The sequence below is a fragment of the Caenimonas terrae genome, from assembly GCF_042655405.1.
Taxonomy (GTDB): Bacteria; Pseudomonadota; Gammaproteobacteria; order Burkholderiales; family Burkholderiaceae_C; genus Ramlibacter; species Ramlibacter terrae_A.
Window position 1 is genome coordinate 874260 of the sequence record NZ_JBHSMF010000002.1, and the last position, 14033, is coordinate 888292.

The 14033-nt window shown below is 69.2% G+C and carries 13 protein-coding genes; 10 read left to right on the forward strand and 3 right to left on the reverse strand.

What is annotated here, in order from left to right; genetic code table 11:
• Positions 1-5 precede the first annotated feature (5 nt).
• Complete coding sequence (gene secF / locus ACFPOE_RS04255; RefSeq protein WP_376848748.1) at positions 6-959, forward strand: protein translocase subunit SecF; 954 nt, start codon at positions 6-8, stop codon at positions 957-959.
• 10 nt (positions 960-969) lie between these two features.
• Positions 970-3537, forward strand: a complete 2568-nt coding sequence (locus ACFPOE_RS04260; protein ID WP_376848749.1) for a DUF1631 domain-containing protein — start codon at positions 970-972, stop codon at positions 3535-3537.
• A 7-nt stretch (positions 3538-3544) separates the two neighbouring features.
• Here ACFPOE_RS04260 and ACFPOE_RS04265 read toward each other — a convergent pair whose 3' ends face one another.
• The 3 genes from ACFPOE_RS04265 to ACFPOE_RS04275 all read right to left on the reverse strand — a co-directional run bounded on the left by ACFPOE_RS04265 (position 3545) and on the right by ACFPOE_RS04275 (position 6487).
• Positions 3545-4033: a Smg family protein gene (locus ACFPOE_RS04265; RefSeq protein ID WP_376848750.1), complete on the reverse strand. Its 489-nt coding sequence runs from the start codon at positions 4031-4033 to the stop codon at positions 3545-3547.
• 63 nt (positions 4034-4096) lie between these two features.
• Positions 4097-5221 carry a DNA-processing protein DprA gene (gene dprA, locus ACFPOE_RS04270; protein WP_376848751.1) on the reverse strand — a complete coding sequence of 375 codons (1125 nt, stop codon included), beginning with the start codon at positions 5219-5221 and terminating at the stop codon, positions 4097-4099.
• 15 nt (positions 5222-5236) lie between these two features.
• Positions 5237-6487 carry a LysM peptidoglycan-binding domain-containing protein gene (locus ACFPOE_RS04275; protein WP_376848752.1) on the reverse strand — a complete coding sequence of 417 codons (1251 nt, stop codon included), beginning with the start codon at positions 6485-6487 and terminating at the stop codon, positions 5237-5239.
• Positions 6488-6674: 187 nt separating this feature from the next.
• Between ACFPOE_RS04275 and def the strand changes: the two genes are divergently transcribed.
• The 8 genes from def to ACFPOE_RS04315 all read left to right on the forward strand — a co-directional run bounded on the left by def (position 6675) and on the right by ACFPOE_RS04315 (position 14013).
• Positions 6675-7187: a peptide deformylase gene (gene def / locus ACFPOE_RS04280; protein ID WP_376848753.1), complete on the forward strand. Its 513-nt coding sequence runs from the start codon at positions 6675-6677 to the stop codon at positions 7185-7187.
• 33 nt (positions 7188-7220) lie between these two features.
• Positions 7221-8186, forward strand: coding sequence for a methionyl-tRNA formyltransferase (gene fmt, locus ACFPOE_RS04285; protein ID WP_376848754.1), 966 nt, complete (start codon positions 7221-7223; stop codon positions 8184-8186).
• Positions 8186-8911: an AzlC family ABC transporter permease gene (locus tag ACFPOE_RS04290; protein WP_376848755.1), complete on the forward strand. Its 726-nt coding sequence runs from the start codon at positions 8186-8188 to the stop codon at positions 8909-8911. The genes fmt and ACFPOE_RS04290 overlap by 1 nt, the downstream gene beginning before the upstream one ends.
• Positions 8911-9249 carry an AzlD domain-containing protein gene (locus ACFPOE_RS04295; RefSeq protein ID WP_376848803.1) on the forward strand — a complete coding sequence of 113 codons (339 nt, stop codon included), beginning with the start codon at positions 8911-8913 and terminating at the stop codon, positions 9247-9249. Before ACFPOE_RS04290 ends, ACFPOE_RS04295 begins: the two co-directional genes overlap by 1 nt.
• Before the next feature lie 64 nt (positions 9250-9313).
• On the forward strand, positions 9314-10507 hold the full coding sequence (locus ACFPOE_RS04300) for a phosphoglycerate kinase (RefSeq protein ID WP_376848756.1): 1194 nt from the start codon (positions 9314-9316) through the stop codon (positions 10505-10507).
• Between the two features lie 21 nt (positions 10508-10528).
• Positions 10529-11581 (forward strand): acyltransferase family protein, encoded by a 1053-nt coding sequence (locus ACFPOE_RS04305; RefSeq protein ID WP_376848757.1) that lies wholly within the window; start codon positions 10529-10531, stop codon positions 11579-11581.
• Between the two features lie 42 nt (positions 11582-11623).
• Positions 11624-13066, forward strand: coding sequence for a pyruvate kinase (gene pyk, locus ACFPOE_RS04310; protein ID WP_376848758.1), 1443 nt, complete (start codon positions 11624-11626; stop codon positions 13064-13066).
• A gap of 83 nt (positions 13067-13149) precedes the next feature.
• The gene (locus ACFPOE_RS04315) at positions 13150-14013 is read left to right on the forward strand and encodes an alpha/beta hydrolase (RefSeq protein ID WP_376848759.1); all 864 of its coding nucleotides are present in this window, start codon (positions 13150-13152) and stop codon (positions 14011-14013) included.
• Positions 14014-14033: the final 20 nt, after the last annotated feature.

Below are 14033 nucleotides of genomic sequence, written 5' to 3' on the forward strand. Positions count from 1 at the left end.
GAAATATGGAGTTTTTCAAGATTCGGCGGGACATCCCGTTCATGAAGAACGCGTTGGTGTTCAACGTGATCTCCTTCCTGACGTTCGCCGCCGCCGTGTTTTTCCTCTTCCACCGGGGGCTGCACCTGTCGGTGGAGTTCACCGGCGGCACCGTGATGGAGGTGGCCTACACGCAGACGGTGGACGTGGAAAAGATCCGCAGCACCGTCGCCGGCCTGGGCTTTTCGGACGTCCAGGTCCAGAACTTCGGCACCTCGCGCGACGTCATGATCCGGCTGCCGGCCCAGAAAAATGTCAGCTCCGCGCAACAAAGCGAGAAAGTCCTGTCCGCCCTGAAGGCGCAGGATCCGGCCGTCGTGCTGCGCCGCACCGAGTTCGTCGGTCCGCAGGTCGGCGAGGAGCTGGCCACCGACGGGCTGAAGGCGCTGGCGATGGTGGTGGTGGGCATCATGGTCTACCTGGCCTTCCGCTTCGAGTGGAAGTTCGCGGTCGCGGCCATCATCGCCAACCTGCACGACGTCATCATCATCCTGGGCTTCTTCGCCTTCTTCCAGTGGGAGTTCTCGCTGGCGGTGCTGGCGGCGGTGCTGGCCGTGCTGGGCTACTCGGTCAACGAGTCGGTCGTGATCTTCGACCGGATCCGTGAGAACTTCCGGCGCTATCGCAAGATGAACACGGTCGAGATCATTGACAATGCGATCACGTCCACCATCAGCCGCACCATCATCACCCACGGTTCCACCCAGATCATGGTGCTGTCCATGCTGCTGTTCGGCGGTGCGACGCTGCACTACTTCGCCCTGGCGCTGACCATCGGCATCCTGTTCGGCATCTATTCGTCGGTGTTCGTCGCCGCCGCCATCGCCATGTGGCTGGGCGTCAAGCGCGAAGACCTGGTCAAGTCGTCCGGCCGCAAGGGCGAGGATCCAAACGACCCGAACGCGGGCGCCACCGTCTAGCCGCCATCCAATGTCGGAGCAATTGCCACCAGCTTCCCCCGTGCCGCTCGCGCGGCAGGCGCGTGAGCAGTTCGTGGCCTATGTCGAAGGCGTGCTGACGCCGCTGTCGGATGCGATCCGCCTCAAGCTGATCGAGCTTGTGGACACCGGCACCAGCACCCGCGACATGCAGGACCGGCGCGACGCCATGCTGGACTTCGAGCGGCAGCGGGCCCGCTGGGTGCAGGCCACGGCCAAGGCCTGGCACGACGCCGTGATTCCGCCGACCACAACGACGCGGGTCCGGCTCGGGGCGGTGAACCTGGAACTGATCGGCGACGACGTCGTCGAGAAGAAGATCCTGTCGTCCCGCCTGGCGCTGGCCGTGCGCGAGAAGGCCAGCTGGGAACTCAACGACCTGAAGGTGCGGATGCAGCACCTCGAAGGCACCGACGACCTGGCCAGCCACGACATCCTGCAGCCGGAGGCGGTGTCGCAGGTGTTGATCGAGCAATGGACGGGCTCGGAACTGAACCGCCAGAGCTGGAGCCTGGTCAAGGACGTGATCCAGCAGCACATGGTCGAACGGCTGCTGGAGGGATACAAGCGCACCAACAAGTTCCTGGTGGACCACGGCGTGCTGCCCGACATTGACCTGGCCAAGAAGGTCAAGCGCGGCGCCCCGGCGCCCAGTGCCCGCCGGGGCGCGGGCAGCCAGGCCGGCCAGGCCCCGTCGACCGACTATGGCGACGAAGGCATGGGCGGCGGCCCGGGCGGCGGCGGTGGCGGCGGTCCAGGCGGCGGCGGCTACGGCGGCGGCGACTCGAATTACGGCGCCCCGGGCAGCGCCGCGGCCGGTGGCGGCGGTGGTGGCGCCCAGGGCGGCGGGCGAGGCGGGAGCGGCGGCTATGCCGATTCCGTCCCGGCCAACGCCGCGCAGCTGGGAAGCCGCTCCGGCGCGGCGCCGGCCGGCGGCGGCAGGGGCGGCTCGGGCGAGGCCTCGCGCGGCCCCGGCAACGTCAGCGAAGAAACACGGATGATGACCAGCGGGACGCCGCTGGCGCGCGCGCGCCAGCGCGCCAACGGCGTGCTGGGCCAGTTGCGGCGCCTGTTGACCGATCGCGTGGCGGGCTTCGACATCAACCATGAGACCCGGCCTTCGCCGGCGCTCGACGAGGCGCTGTCGATCCAGCAGACCGCGGTCCAGAACACGGTCGCCGGCGCCCTGGGTGGCGGGCCGCAGGCCGGTGGCTCGGCCGGAACGACGGCCAGCGGCGACGAGATCGTGGTTTACGACAACGCCCGGGTCGAGCAGGTCGCCACCGAGCTGCGGCAGCGCACCGGCGAACTCAAGAAGAAGGCCGTCACCTCGACCGAAAAGGCGACGATCGAGATCGTGGCCCTGATGTTCCAGAGCATCCTGGCCGAGGAGCGGATTCCGCCGGCAGTGCGGGTCTGGTTTGCGCGGTTGCAGATGCCGGTGCTGCGGGTCGCGATCGCGGAGCCCGAGTTCTTCGGCTCGCTCTCGCACCCGGCACGCCAGCTGATCGACCGCATGGGCTCCTGCGTGATGGGCTTCGACGCCAGCAGCATCGGCGGCAGCGCGCTGGAAACCGAAATCAAGCGCGTGGTGCAGGTGATCGAGCAGTACCCGGAGACGGGGCGGCGCGTGTTCCAGCTGGTGTACGACGAATTCCAGAAGTTCCTGTCCCGTTTCCTCACGGAAAAGGGGCCGACCCAGCGGCTGGTGAGCGTGGCGCAGCAGGTCGAGCAGAAGGAGACGATGGCGATCCAGTACACCATCGAGATGCGCCGGATGCTCAACGACATGCCGGTGCGCGACGAGATCCGCGAATTCCTGTTCAAGGTGTGGGCCGAGGTGCTGGCCGTGTCGGCCGTCAAGAACGGCCCGCAGCACGAAGAGACGCTGGCGCTGAAAAAGGCGGCCACCGACCTGGTCTGGGCCGCCAGCGCCAAGCCCAATCGCAACGACCGCGCCCGCGTGATCCAGGACCTGCCGGCGCTGCTGCTCAAGCTGCGCCAGGGCATGGAGCTGATGGCGATCACCGGCTCCGAGCAGGAAGGCCACATCAAGATCATCGGCGACACGCTGGCCGATGCCTTCCTGTCCAAGACCGCGGCGATCCCGCAGGCGCGCATCGAAGCGATGGCGCAGCGGCTGGCCAACCTGGAAGACTTCGTCGGCGACGACCCGAACACCGACCTGCCGCTGGATGCCGAGAGCATCGAGCTGATGCTGGGCATCGACGCCTCGATGATCGAGGTGATCGCCGACGGCGGCTCGCGGCCGTCGATCGCGATGGTGGCCTGGGCCCAGGAGCTGCAGCTGGGCAACTGGTTCACGCTGGACCACAACGGCATCACCGCGCAGGTGCAGTACGTGTGGCGCAGCGACCGCAAGCAGCTGCACCTGTTCGCGTCGCCCGAAGGCCGCAGCTACCTGTTGCAGGCCCGCCGCATGGCGTCTTACCTGCAGGCCGGCCTGCTCTTGCCCAACGAAGAGGAAGCGCTCACGGTCCGCGCGACGCGCGACGCGCTGGCCAAGCTGGACGCTAATCCGGAGCGGCTGCTGGGGTAGAAGGCGGTCAGTGCGGCAGGCGGAACTCGGCGTCGTCCCAGAGTTCGTCCAGCACCAGGGCATCGGGCTCTTCGCCGAAGCTCCAGTACACCATCAGCACGATGATCTTCAGGTCGTCCAGCGACACCGGGGCGCCGCTGGCGGCCATGGCGCGGTCGATCACGATTTCGCGCATCGGCGCCGGCAGCACGCCGGCGGATTCCAGGAAGCTCACGAAGCCCAGGCACTGCGCGCCGAGGTGGTCCTGTTCCGCGACCGAGTACACGCGCATGCTGGTGCTGGCCTGCGCGCGGCCGACGGCGGGATGCGGCGACAGATCGGGCGTGAGCTGGGTGTTCTGGGCTGCCAGGTTCAGGCCATCGAGCCAGACCAGTGCCTCGTTGATTTCTTCGGCTTCGAAGCCGTGGGCGCTCAGCTTTCGGCCCAGCTGCTCCAGCTCGGGGCACGCATCGCCGCGCCAGTAGTTTTCGTACACGAACACGAGCACTTCAAACATGCCCCAATATAGCCTAGAACGACGCTGCGTTCGGGCTCACGGCGCCGCGATGTGTGGCAAATCTCAGACGGCCGCGCTGCGCTGGAACAGACCGCCCGGCAGCCGGGAAACGTGGCCCGACAACTCCAGCTCGAGCAGCAATGCCTGCAGTTCGGCGGCGCTGGTTCCGGTGCGCGCCACCAGCGCGTCGAGGCTGACCGGATCGAAGCCCAGCGCTTGCAGCAGCCTGGCCGGCGCGCCGGTTGCAGGCGCGGGTGCCGTGCCTGCCGTCTCTGCCCTCGCTGCGACGCCGGGGTGCAATTCTTCCAGCACGTCCTGCGCCGACTCCACCAGCTTGGCGCCCTGGCGCAGCAGCTCATGGCAGCCACGCGATTGCGGCGAATGGATCGAGCCCGGGATCGCGAACACATCCTTGCCCTGCTCGATCGCCATGCGCGCGGTGATGAGCGAGCCCGATCGCACGGCGGCCTCCACCACCAGCGTGCCCTGGCTCAGCCCCGCGATGATGCGGTTGCGGCGCGGGAAGTTGGCGGGCAGCGGCGCGGTCCCGAGCGGATATTCGCTGACGATCAGGCCGCGCTGCGCGATCCGCCCGGCCAGCGCTTCGTGCTGGCGCGGGTAGACGCTGTCCAGCCCGGTGCCGACCACCGCGATGGTTGCCAGCTGCTGCGGCCCGGCGCCCTCCAGTGCTCCCTCGTGCGCGGCGCCATCGATTCCCAGCGCCAGCCCCGACACCACGGTCAGTCCGGCCTGTGCCAGGCTGCGGCCGAACTGGCGGGCGTTGGCCTGCCCCTGCGGCGTCGGATTGCGGCTGCCGACCACGGCGATCGCTCGCGGCCAGGGCATCTGGACGTGCCCCATGACGTAGAGGATCGGCGGCGGATCTTCCGTGTCCAGCAGGGCCTGCGGGTAGTCGACGTCGGACAGGTTGAGCACGCGGCGGGGCACGCCGGGCTGTTCCGCGTCCAGCCACTCGAGCGTGGCGCGCAGCTGGGCCGGCAGTTCCGCCGGCTCCTGGGCCAGGGCAGCGGCCAGCGTCGGGCCGGCGAATTCGCGCAGGGCGGCGGCGGGAGCGGAGAAGACGTCGCAGGGCGGGCCGAAGGCGGCCATCAGCTTGCGCGCCGCCGCGTTACCGGCCCCCGGCGTCAGGGCCAGCCGGAGCCAGGAGCCAAGTTCCTCGCGCTCCATCGCCCCGGACCGCGGTCAACGCGGGTTCACGACCTTGTCGCCGACCTGGATGGTGTCGGTGATTTCCAGCACCAGCGCATAGGACAGCCGGTCGAAGGCGCGGAACACCATCAGCAGGCCGGCCCGTTCGTCCGGCAGCTTCAGGGTGGCGCGCTCGCCGGGTTGCGAGCGGTCCAGGATCACCGCACCGGCCTTCTGGATGGCGAGCACGTGGCCGGTCTCGACGCCATCCTGGGTGCCGCGGCTGATGACCACCACCTGGTTCTGGCCGACGATGGAGACGGCGTCGCCGTACACGGACACGATGGTGGCGTCGACCGGCCGCTCGGGCGCACGCGGCACGTAGCTCACCAGTTCGCGCGGCGGCTCCGGGACCAGCCGGTCGCCGACCCGCATCTCTTCCTTGGCTGCAATGATGTCGATCGTGGCGGGAACTACCGTGTTCTGCACCGCGCCGCTGGCTGTCTGGATGTCGCGCACCGTCTCGCTTCGCATCAGCGAGGCCTTGCCCAGGTACGCGGCCTCGTAACCGAGGATGGCCTTGGTGACCGGGTCGCGCAGCGGCTTGGCGTTGCGGAACACCCGGAATTGCTCGCTCTTGGTGGGATCCTGCTCGGTGAAGGGAGAGCCGTTGGCGCCGCGCGCATAGGCTCGGTCGCCGCGGGTGAGCAGGACCCGGCCGTCCTGGGTGCCGACGATGCGCGGCGCCCGCTCCAGCGTGAGCTCGTCCACGATCATGGCCTGGGACAGGAAGGGCTCGATCACCTGGGGCTGCAGGGTGGGAATGGCTGCGTCCGCCAGGGCTTCGTAGCGGATCCGCGGGGAGACGCGGACCGTGTCGGTGGGGATGCCGCCAGCGCCGCCGCCGCCGCTGCCGTCCGGGCGCAGGCGCAGCAGCGCCATGCCATCGACCTTTTCCAGTACCAGGTGCTGGCCGGGGTAGATGCGGTGCGGGTTGCGGATCTGGTCGAGGTTCATGCCCCACAGCTCCGGCCAGCGCCAGGGATGCAGGAGGAACATCCCGGAGATGGCCCACAGGGTGTCGCCGCGCTTGACGGTGTATTCCTCGGGGGCGTTGGGTGCCAGCTCGCTCAGCGGGACGCCGGCGCGGGCGACCTGCTGGGCCGTGGCCCGCTGGCCCTGGGTGATCGGGAAGTTCTGGGCCCAGGCCGGCAGCGCGTAGAACCCACCCGCCGCCACCGCGACCGCCGTCCAGGCGCGCAAGGCTTGCGAGGTAAGTCCGGATGCTGCCTTGTTTTGCGCCATGATTGGTTTCTTCCTGAGTTTTTGGTCTCGGCGGGCGGCTTGCGCAGGGGCCCTCCAACCGCCGAAAGTCTTGACAAATCACTGGCGATTCTGCGCTCAAGCCCTTGATTGGGCAACGTTTATAGCCCGCTGGCCACGCCCTGAAAGGCAAAAGTGGCGAAAATAGCGACACCTCTGGCGAGTTCTCATGGCCCTGTTACCAATTCTTTGCTACCCCGATCCCAAGCTCCATACCGTGGCCCGGCCGGTCCAGGCCGTGGACGGCCGCGTCAAGGCGCTGATCGCCGACATGCTCCAGACCATGTATGACGCGGACGGCATCGGCCTGGCCGCGACGCAGGTGGACGTCCACGAGCGGCTGATCGTGATCGACGTCTCGGGCGAGCGCAATGCGCCGCTCGTCCTGATCAATCCCGAAATCACCTGGGCCAGCGAGGAAAAGCAGGTCAACGACGAAGGCTGCCTGTCCGTGCCCGGCATCTACGACGGCGTCGAACGCGCCTCCGCCGTCAAGGTGCAGGCCCTGGACGGCGACGGCAAGCTGCGCACCGTCGAGGCCGAGGGGCTGCTGGCGGTCTGCATCCAGCACGAAATGGACCACCTGCTGGGCAAGGTCTTCGTCGAATACCTCTCGCCGCTCAAGCGCAACCGCATCAAGACCAAGATGCTCAAGGCCCGCCGGGACACCGTCCGGGCCTGAGCGTGCTGCCCGATCGCGACTGAGCGTCCCGCCATGCGTCTCATCTTTGCGGGTACGCCCGAATTCGCCCGCGCGGCGCTGGAGGCCCTGCACGGGTCCGGCGCCGAGATCCCGCTGGTCCTGACCCAGCCGGACCGGCCGGCCGGCCGCGGCATGAAGCTGCAGGCGTCCGCCGTCAAGCAGTTCGCGCAGCTGCACGGCATTGCCGTGGCGCAGCCGCGCAGCCTGCGCCTGGACGGAAAATTTCCCGAGGAGGCCGCCGCAGCCCGGTCCGCGATCGAAGCGGCAAGGGCCGACGCGATGGTCGTCGCCGCCTACGGGCTGATCCTGCCGCAATGGGTGCTGGACCAGCCGCGCCTGGGCTGCTTGAACATCCATGCATCGCTGTTGCCCCGCTGGCGCGGCGCCGCGCCCATCCATCGCGCGATCGAGGCCGGCGATGCGGAGACCGGCGTCACCATCATGCAGATGGACGCCGGCCTGGACACCGGCGCCATGCTGCAGGTGCAGCGGCTGCCGATCGGGCCGGCCGACACCACCGGGACGCTGCACGACAAGCTGGCGGCGCTCGGTGCCCGCATGATCGTGGCGGCGCTGGAGCAGGCCGCCAGCGGCGCGCTGCAACCGGTGGCGCAGCCGGCCGAAGGCGTTACTTACGCGCACAAGATCGAGAAAGCCGAAGCCGCACTGGACTGGAGCCAGCCGGCGGCAGTGCTGGAACGAAAGATCCGCGCCTTCGATCCGTTCCCCGGCGCCACCGCCACCATCGGCGGCGAAGCGCTCAAGCTCTGGGCGGCCCACGTCGACGCCGATGCCGATGCGCCGGCAGCGGCGCCCGGCACGGTGCTGGCGGTGAGCGACCGCGGCGTCGCGGTGGCTTGCGGCGTCGGCGTGCTGTGCCTCACCCAGCTGCAGCGGGCCGGTGGCAAGCGGCTGCCGGTCGCGCAATTCCTGCGCGGCTTCGCCCTGGCGCCCGGGATGGTGGTCGGCCGGGCCTGATGTTCTTCCTGCCGTCGGTCCATCGCCATCCGCAATTCCGCCGCGGCGCCCGCGACATGGCGTCGCTGGCGCCCGGGATCGGGGCCTGGGGACTGATGACCGGCGTGGCGATGGTGAAGTCAGGCATGAGCGTGGCCGAGGCGCTGGCGATGACCTTCTTCGTCTATGCGGGCAGTTCGCAGCTGGCCTCGATCCCGCTGATCGTGGCCGGCGCGCCCATCGGGGTGATCCTGGCCACCGGCTTTTGCGTGAACCTGCGTTTCGTGGTGTTCAGCCTGCACCTGCGGCCTTACCTGATGCACATGCCGCGCTGGCGCCGGCTGGTCAACGGCTACCTCACCGCTGACCTGAGCTATGCCCTCTTCACCAGGCAGTTTGCGCAGCCGGCGGCCGACGCGGCGGGGCAGCGCGCGCAGGAGGCCTATCTCGCGGGCAACTACTTCGTCACCTGGAGCAGCTGGATGGGGCTGAGCGTCATCGGCATCGCCCTGGCCAACCTGATTCCGGCCGCCTGGGGACTGGGCTTCGCCGGCGTGCTGTGCCTGCTGGGCATCCTGTGTTCGCTGGCCAACACCCGGCTGCGGATGCTGTCGGCGCTGCTCGCCGGCGCGTCGGCGGTCGCGCTGTACTCGCTGCCGCTCAAGCTGAACATCGTGGGCGCCATCGCGATCGCGGTCGCCGCCTGCTACCTGCTGGAAAAGAAGCTGCCGGGGGCCGCGCGATGATGCCGGGCGAGACCGACGCCTGGACGCTGCTGGCGATCGCCGGGCTGGCGGCGATGACGGTGCTCTCACGCTGCTTCTTCTTCATCCTGGACCGGCCCTGGTCGCTGCCTGACTGGGCGCACCGGGCCCTGAACTACGCGCCGGTGGCCGCGCTGGCCGGCGTGGTCGTTCCCGAGGTGGTGATGGCCGACGGCCACCTGGTGACGAGCTGGCAGGACGCGCGCCTGTTTGCGGCCCTGGCCGGCGCCATCGTCTATTTCTGGCGCCGCAGCGTGCTGCTGACGCTGGTGCTGGGAATGGCGGTATTCCTCCCATTGCATTTGCGGATGGGCTGGTAGTCAGCTCGTCTTTCTTACAATGGCGCACCAGCCGCACGGCCGCGGTTCCTGATCACTTCCTGCCATGAACATCCTGCGTTTTTCCGATCTTTGCGCCCAGGGCCGTGTGGCCGGCAAGCGCGTCTTCATCCGCGCTGACCTCAACGTGCCGCAGGACGCTGCCGGCCGCATCACGGAGGACACGCGGATCCGCGCCTCCGTTCCGTGCATCCGGATGGCGCTGGACGCCGGCGCCGCCGTGATGGTCACCTCGCACCTGGGCCGCCCGACCGAGGGCCAGCTGCGGCCGGAGGATTCGCTGGCGCCGGTGGCCGCGCGGCTGGCCGAGCTGCTGGGGCGGCCGGTGCCGCTGAAGCAGGACTGGGTCGGCGGCGTCGACGTCAAGCGCGGCGACGTGGTGCTGCTGGAAAACTGTCGCGTCAACAACGGCGAAAAGAAGAACGATCCCGAGCTGGCCCGCAAGATGGCGGCGCTGTGCGACATCTTCGTGCACGACGCCTTCGGCACGGCGCACCGGGCCGAAGCCTCGACCTACGGCATCGCGCAGTTCGCCCCGGTGGCTTGCGCCGGGCCACTGCTGGCAGCGGAGATCGACGCCATCACCAAGGCGCTGGCCCATCCCAGGCGCCCGCTGGTGGCGATCGTCGCCGGCTCCAAGGTCTCGACCAAGCTGTCGATCCTGCAGTCGCTGGCGTCCAAGGTCGACCAGCTGATCGTCGGTGGCGGCATCGCCAACACCTTCATGCTGGCGGCCGGCCTGCCGATCGGCAAGTCGCTGGCCGAGCCGGCGCTGCTGGACGACGCCCGCGCCGTGATCGCCGCCATGAAGGCGCGCGGCGCCGAGGTGCCGATTCCAACCGACGTGGTCACCGCCAAGACCTTTGCCGCCGATGCCCCTGCCACGACCAAGCAGGCGGCCGACGTCGCCGCCGACGACCTGATCCTGGACATCGGGCCGCAGACGGCGCGCCGGCTGGCCGACCAGCTCAAGGCCGCCGGCACCATCGTCTGGAACGGGCCGGTGGGCGTGTTCGAGTTCGACGCCTTCGCCCATGGGACGGAAACGATCGCCCGGGCGATCGCCGACTCGCCGGCCTTCAGCATCGCCGGCGGCGGCGACACGCTGGCCGCGATCGCCAAGTACGGCATCGAAGGGCAGATCGGCTACATCTCCACCGGCGGCGGCGCCTTCCTGGAAGTGCTGGAAGGCAAGACCCTGCCGGCCTTCGAGATCCTGCAGCAGCGCGCGGCCGGCTGACCCCCAGGTCCGAGCCAGCCCATGTTTCGCAACATCCAGCTGTTGAGGGCATGGGGTGCGGTGCTCGTGCTGCTGCATCACTACCGCCTCAACTACCTGGCGATGGGCGGGGCCAACGCCCTGCTCAAGGCGGTGATGCCCTACGGCTTCGTCGGCGTCGACATCTTTTTCGCCATCAGCGGCTTCATCATGATGCACGTGATCCACGGCCGCCAGGCGGACCCGGAGAACGTGCGCGATTTCCTCGGCCGGCGGTTCCTGCGCATCTACGGCTGGTACCTGCCCTGCATGGCGTTCGGCCTGGCGATCATGGCCAGCTACGACCCGGGCGCCTTCGCCGACGTGGACCTGCTGGGCTCCGCGACCCTGACCAGCGTGGTGATGCACCGGCTGGCCCTGCCGATCTCCTGGTCGCTGTCGTATGAGCTGTATTTCTACCTGGCGATCGCCCTCGGCTGGTTCTTCCTCGGGCGCACGCTCAAGGCCGGGCTCTGGGCCGCACTGGTGCTGCTGGTGCTGTGGTCGGCCTTGGTTCCCTACCGGGAGGGCACGCTGCTGTCTTTCGTCACCACGCCGTCGATCCTGGAATTCCTGGCCGGCGCGCTGTTCTACGTCTACAAGGACAAGCTGGCCCACCGGCCGCTGCTGGCGCTTTATGCGGTCGCGTCGGTGGTGCTGTTCTGGCTCGGCGTGCGCTACCAGGCGACCAACGAATTCGTGCGGATCCGCACCTTCGGCGCCGGCGCGTTCTTCCTGCTGTGCCTGTTCGTCACGCTGGAGCAGACAGGGGTGCTGCGTGCCGGCAGGCTGGCCTCGGTGCTGGGCGACGCATCCTATTCGGTGTATCTGCTGCACCTGCCCTTCGTCTCCCTGTTCAATGGCACGGGGTTGCGGCAGCACCTCGCCGATGCGGGTCCCTTGCTGGCGGAGGCCGGTTTCTGGGCCTTCGTGCTGGCGTTCCTCGCGCTCTGCGCGGGCCTGCACTACTGCGTCGAGAAGCCGCTCTACCGGGGCTTGTGCCGGCTGTTCGGCCTGGAGCGGATGCGAGCGCTGCCGGTCGCGGTCGCGGCCTAGCCCTTCCGTGTGAGAATCGCCGCCAGAGCCACCGGAGATTCCATGAGCCCCCCCGCCCACCGCGCCACCAAGATCGTTGCCACCCTGGGTCCCGCATCGAGCGATCCCGACCTGCTCGAACAGATGATCCGCGCCGGCGTCAACGTGGTGCGGCTGAACTTCAGCCACGGCAAGGCGCAGGACCACATCGACCGCGCCGCCCTGGTTCGTTCGGCGTCCCAGCGCGCCGGCCGCGAGGTCGCGATCATGGCCGACCTGCAGGGACCGAAGATCCGCGTCGGCAAGTTCGCCGAGGGCAAGGTGCAGCTGGAGACCGGCATGAAGTTCGTGCTCGACGCCTCGCGCACCGAGCTCGGCGACCTGCAGGGCGTGGGCCTGGACTACAAGGAGCTGCCGCGGGACGTCAAGTCCGGCGACACCCTGCTGCTCAATGACGGCCTGATCGTGATGACGGTGGATGCGGTGCGCGGCGAGCAGGTCCACACCACGGTCAAGGTGGGCGGCGTGCTGTCCAACAACAAGGGCATCAACAAGCAGGGCGGCGGCCTGACGGCGCCGGCGCTGACCGCCAAGGACATGGAGGACATCCGCACCGCGATGAGCTTCCAGGCCGATTACGTGGCGGTGAGCTTCCCGCAGAACGCCAGCGACATGGAGATGGCGCGCCAGTTGTGCAACGTGGCGGGCGCGGAGTGGCGCCACAAGCCCGGCCTGATCGCCAAGATCGAGCGGGCCGAGGCCATCCCCAACCTGGAGTCGATCTGCCGGGCCAGCGACGGCATCATGGTCGCCCGCGGCGACCTCGCCATCGAGGTCGGCAATGCGGCCGTGCCGGCGCTGCAAAAGCGCATGATCAAGATGGCGCGCGACCTGGACAAGCTGGTGATCACGGCCACCCACATGATGGAGTCGATGATCAACAACCCGGTGCCCACCCGCGCCGAGGTGAGCGACGTCGCCAACGCCGTGCTGGATGGCACCGACGCCGTGATGACGTCGGCCGAAACCGCCGCCGGCCGCTATCCCCTGGAGACGATCGTCGAGATGGCCAACATCTGCGCCGAGGCGGAAAAGGCCGAGGACGTGAAGCTGGATGCCGATTTCACCGGCATGACCTTCGCCCGCATCGACCAGTCGATCGCGATGGGCGCGATCTTCACCGCCTACCACCTGGGCTGCAAGGCGATCGTGGCGCTCACCGATTCGGGCTCGACGCCCCTGTGGATGAGCCGCCACCGCATCCACATCCCGATCTATGCGCTCACGCCCAAGCTGGCCACCCAGCGCCGCATGGCGCTGTACCGCAACGTACGGCCGCTGCTGATGGACCAGAGCGTCGAGCGCGACACCGCGCTGCTCGATGCCGAGGCCCACCTCAAGAGCCGGGGCATCGTTGCCCAGGGCGACATCTATGCCATCACCTGCGGCGAGCCGATGGGCGCACCCGGCGGCACCAACATGCTCAAGATCTGCCGCGCCGGCTGAATCCGTTTGCGCCGCGGCCGCGTACTGCCTTGGTGAACAAAGGCAGGCATGAGCACCCACTCCGGTCCGAAGACATCTTTCGCATGACGCGCCGCGGCGGCCTGCTGGCGGGCGCGGCCGCCCTGCTCAGCGGCTGTTCCGGCGCGGGCGTGCTCAACGCCGTGGCCGGCAGCAGCCACCAGGGCCGGCGCGACATCGCCTACGGCCCGGACCCGCGCCAGCGGCTCGACGTGTACCGGCCCGCCGCGCAGCAGCGCCCGGCGGTAGCGCCGATCGTGGTGTTCTTCTATGGCGGCAGCTGGAGCAAGGGCGAGCGCGCCGACTACGGTTTCGTCGGCGAGGCGCTGGCCTCTGCCGGCGCGATCGTGGTCATCCCCGATTACCGGCTCAGCCCGGGCGTGCGCTACCCGGACTTCGTGCGGGACAGCGCGGCCGCGGTGAAGTGGGCCTTCGACCACGCGGGCGACCTCGGCGGCAGCCCGGACGACATCGTCGTGATGGGCCACAGCGCCGGCGGCTACAACGCGGCGATGGTGGCGCTGGACCGGCGCTGGCTGCAGGGTGCCGGGCTGGCGCCGCAGCGCCAGCTGGCCGGCTGGATCGGGCTGGCCGGTCCCTACGATTTCCTGCCGATCGGAGACCGGGCGACGCAGGTGGCATTCCGCTGGCCGGCAACGGCGCCGGACACCCAGCCGATCAACCACGTCAGCGGCCAGGCGCCGCGCACCCTGCTGCTGGCCGCCGTCAATGACAGCCTGGTCGATCCGCAGCGCAGCACCGTGGGCCTGGGCCGGGCGCTGCAGACGGCGGGCGTGCCGACGCGGGTCGAGCTGTATCCGCGCGTGAGCCACGTGACGCTGCTCGCGTCGCTGGCGCAGCCGCTGCGCTGGCTGGCGCCGGTGCGGGCCGAGGTGGTGGCGTTCCTGGGCCTGCCGACGCCGGCCTGACGCACTGGCGGCCCCGGCGC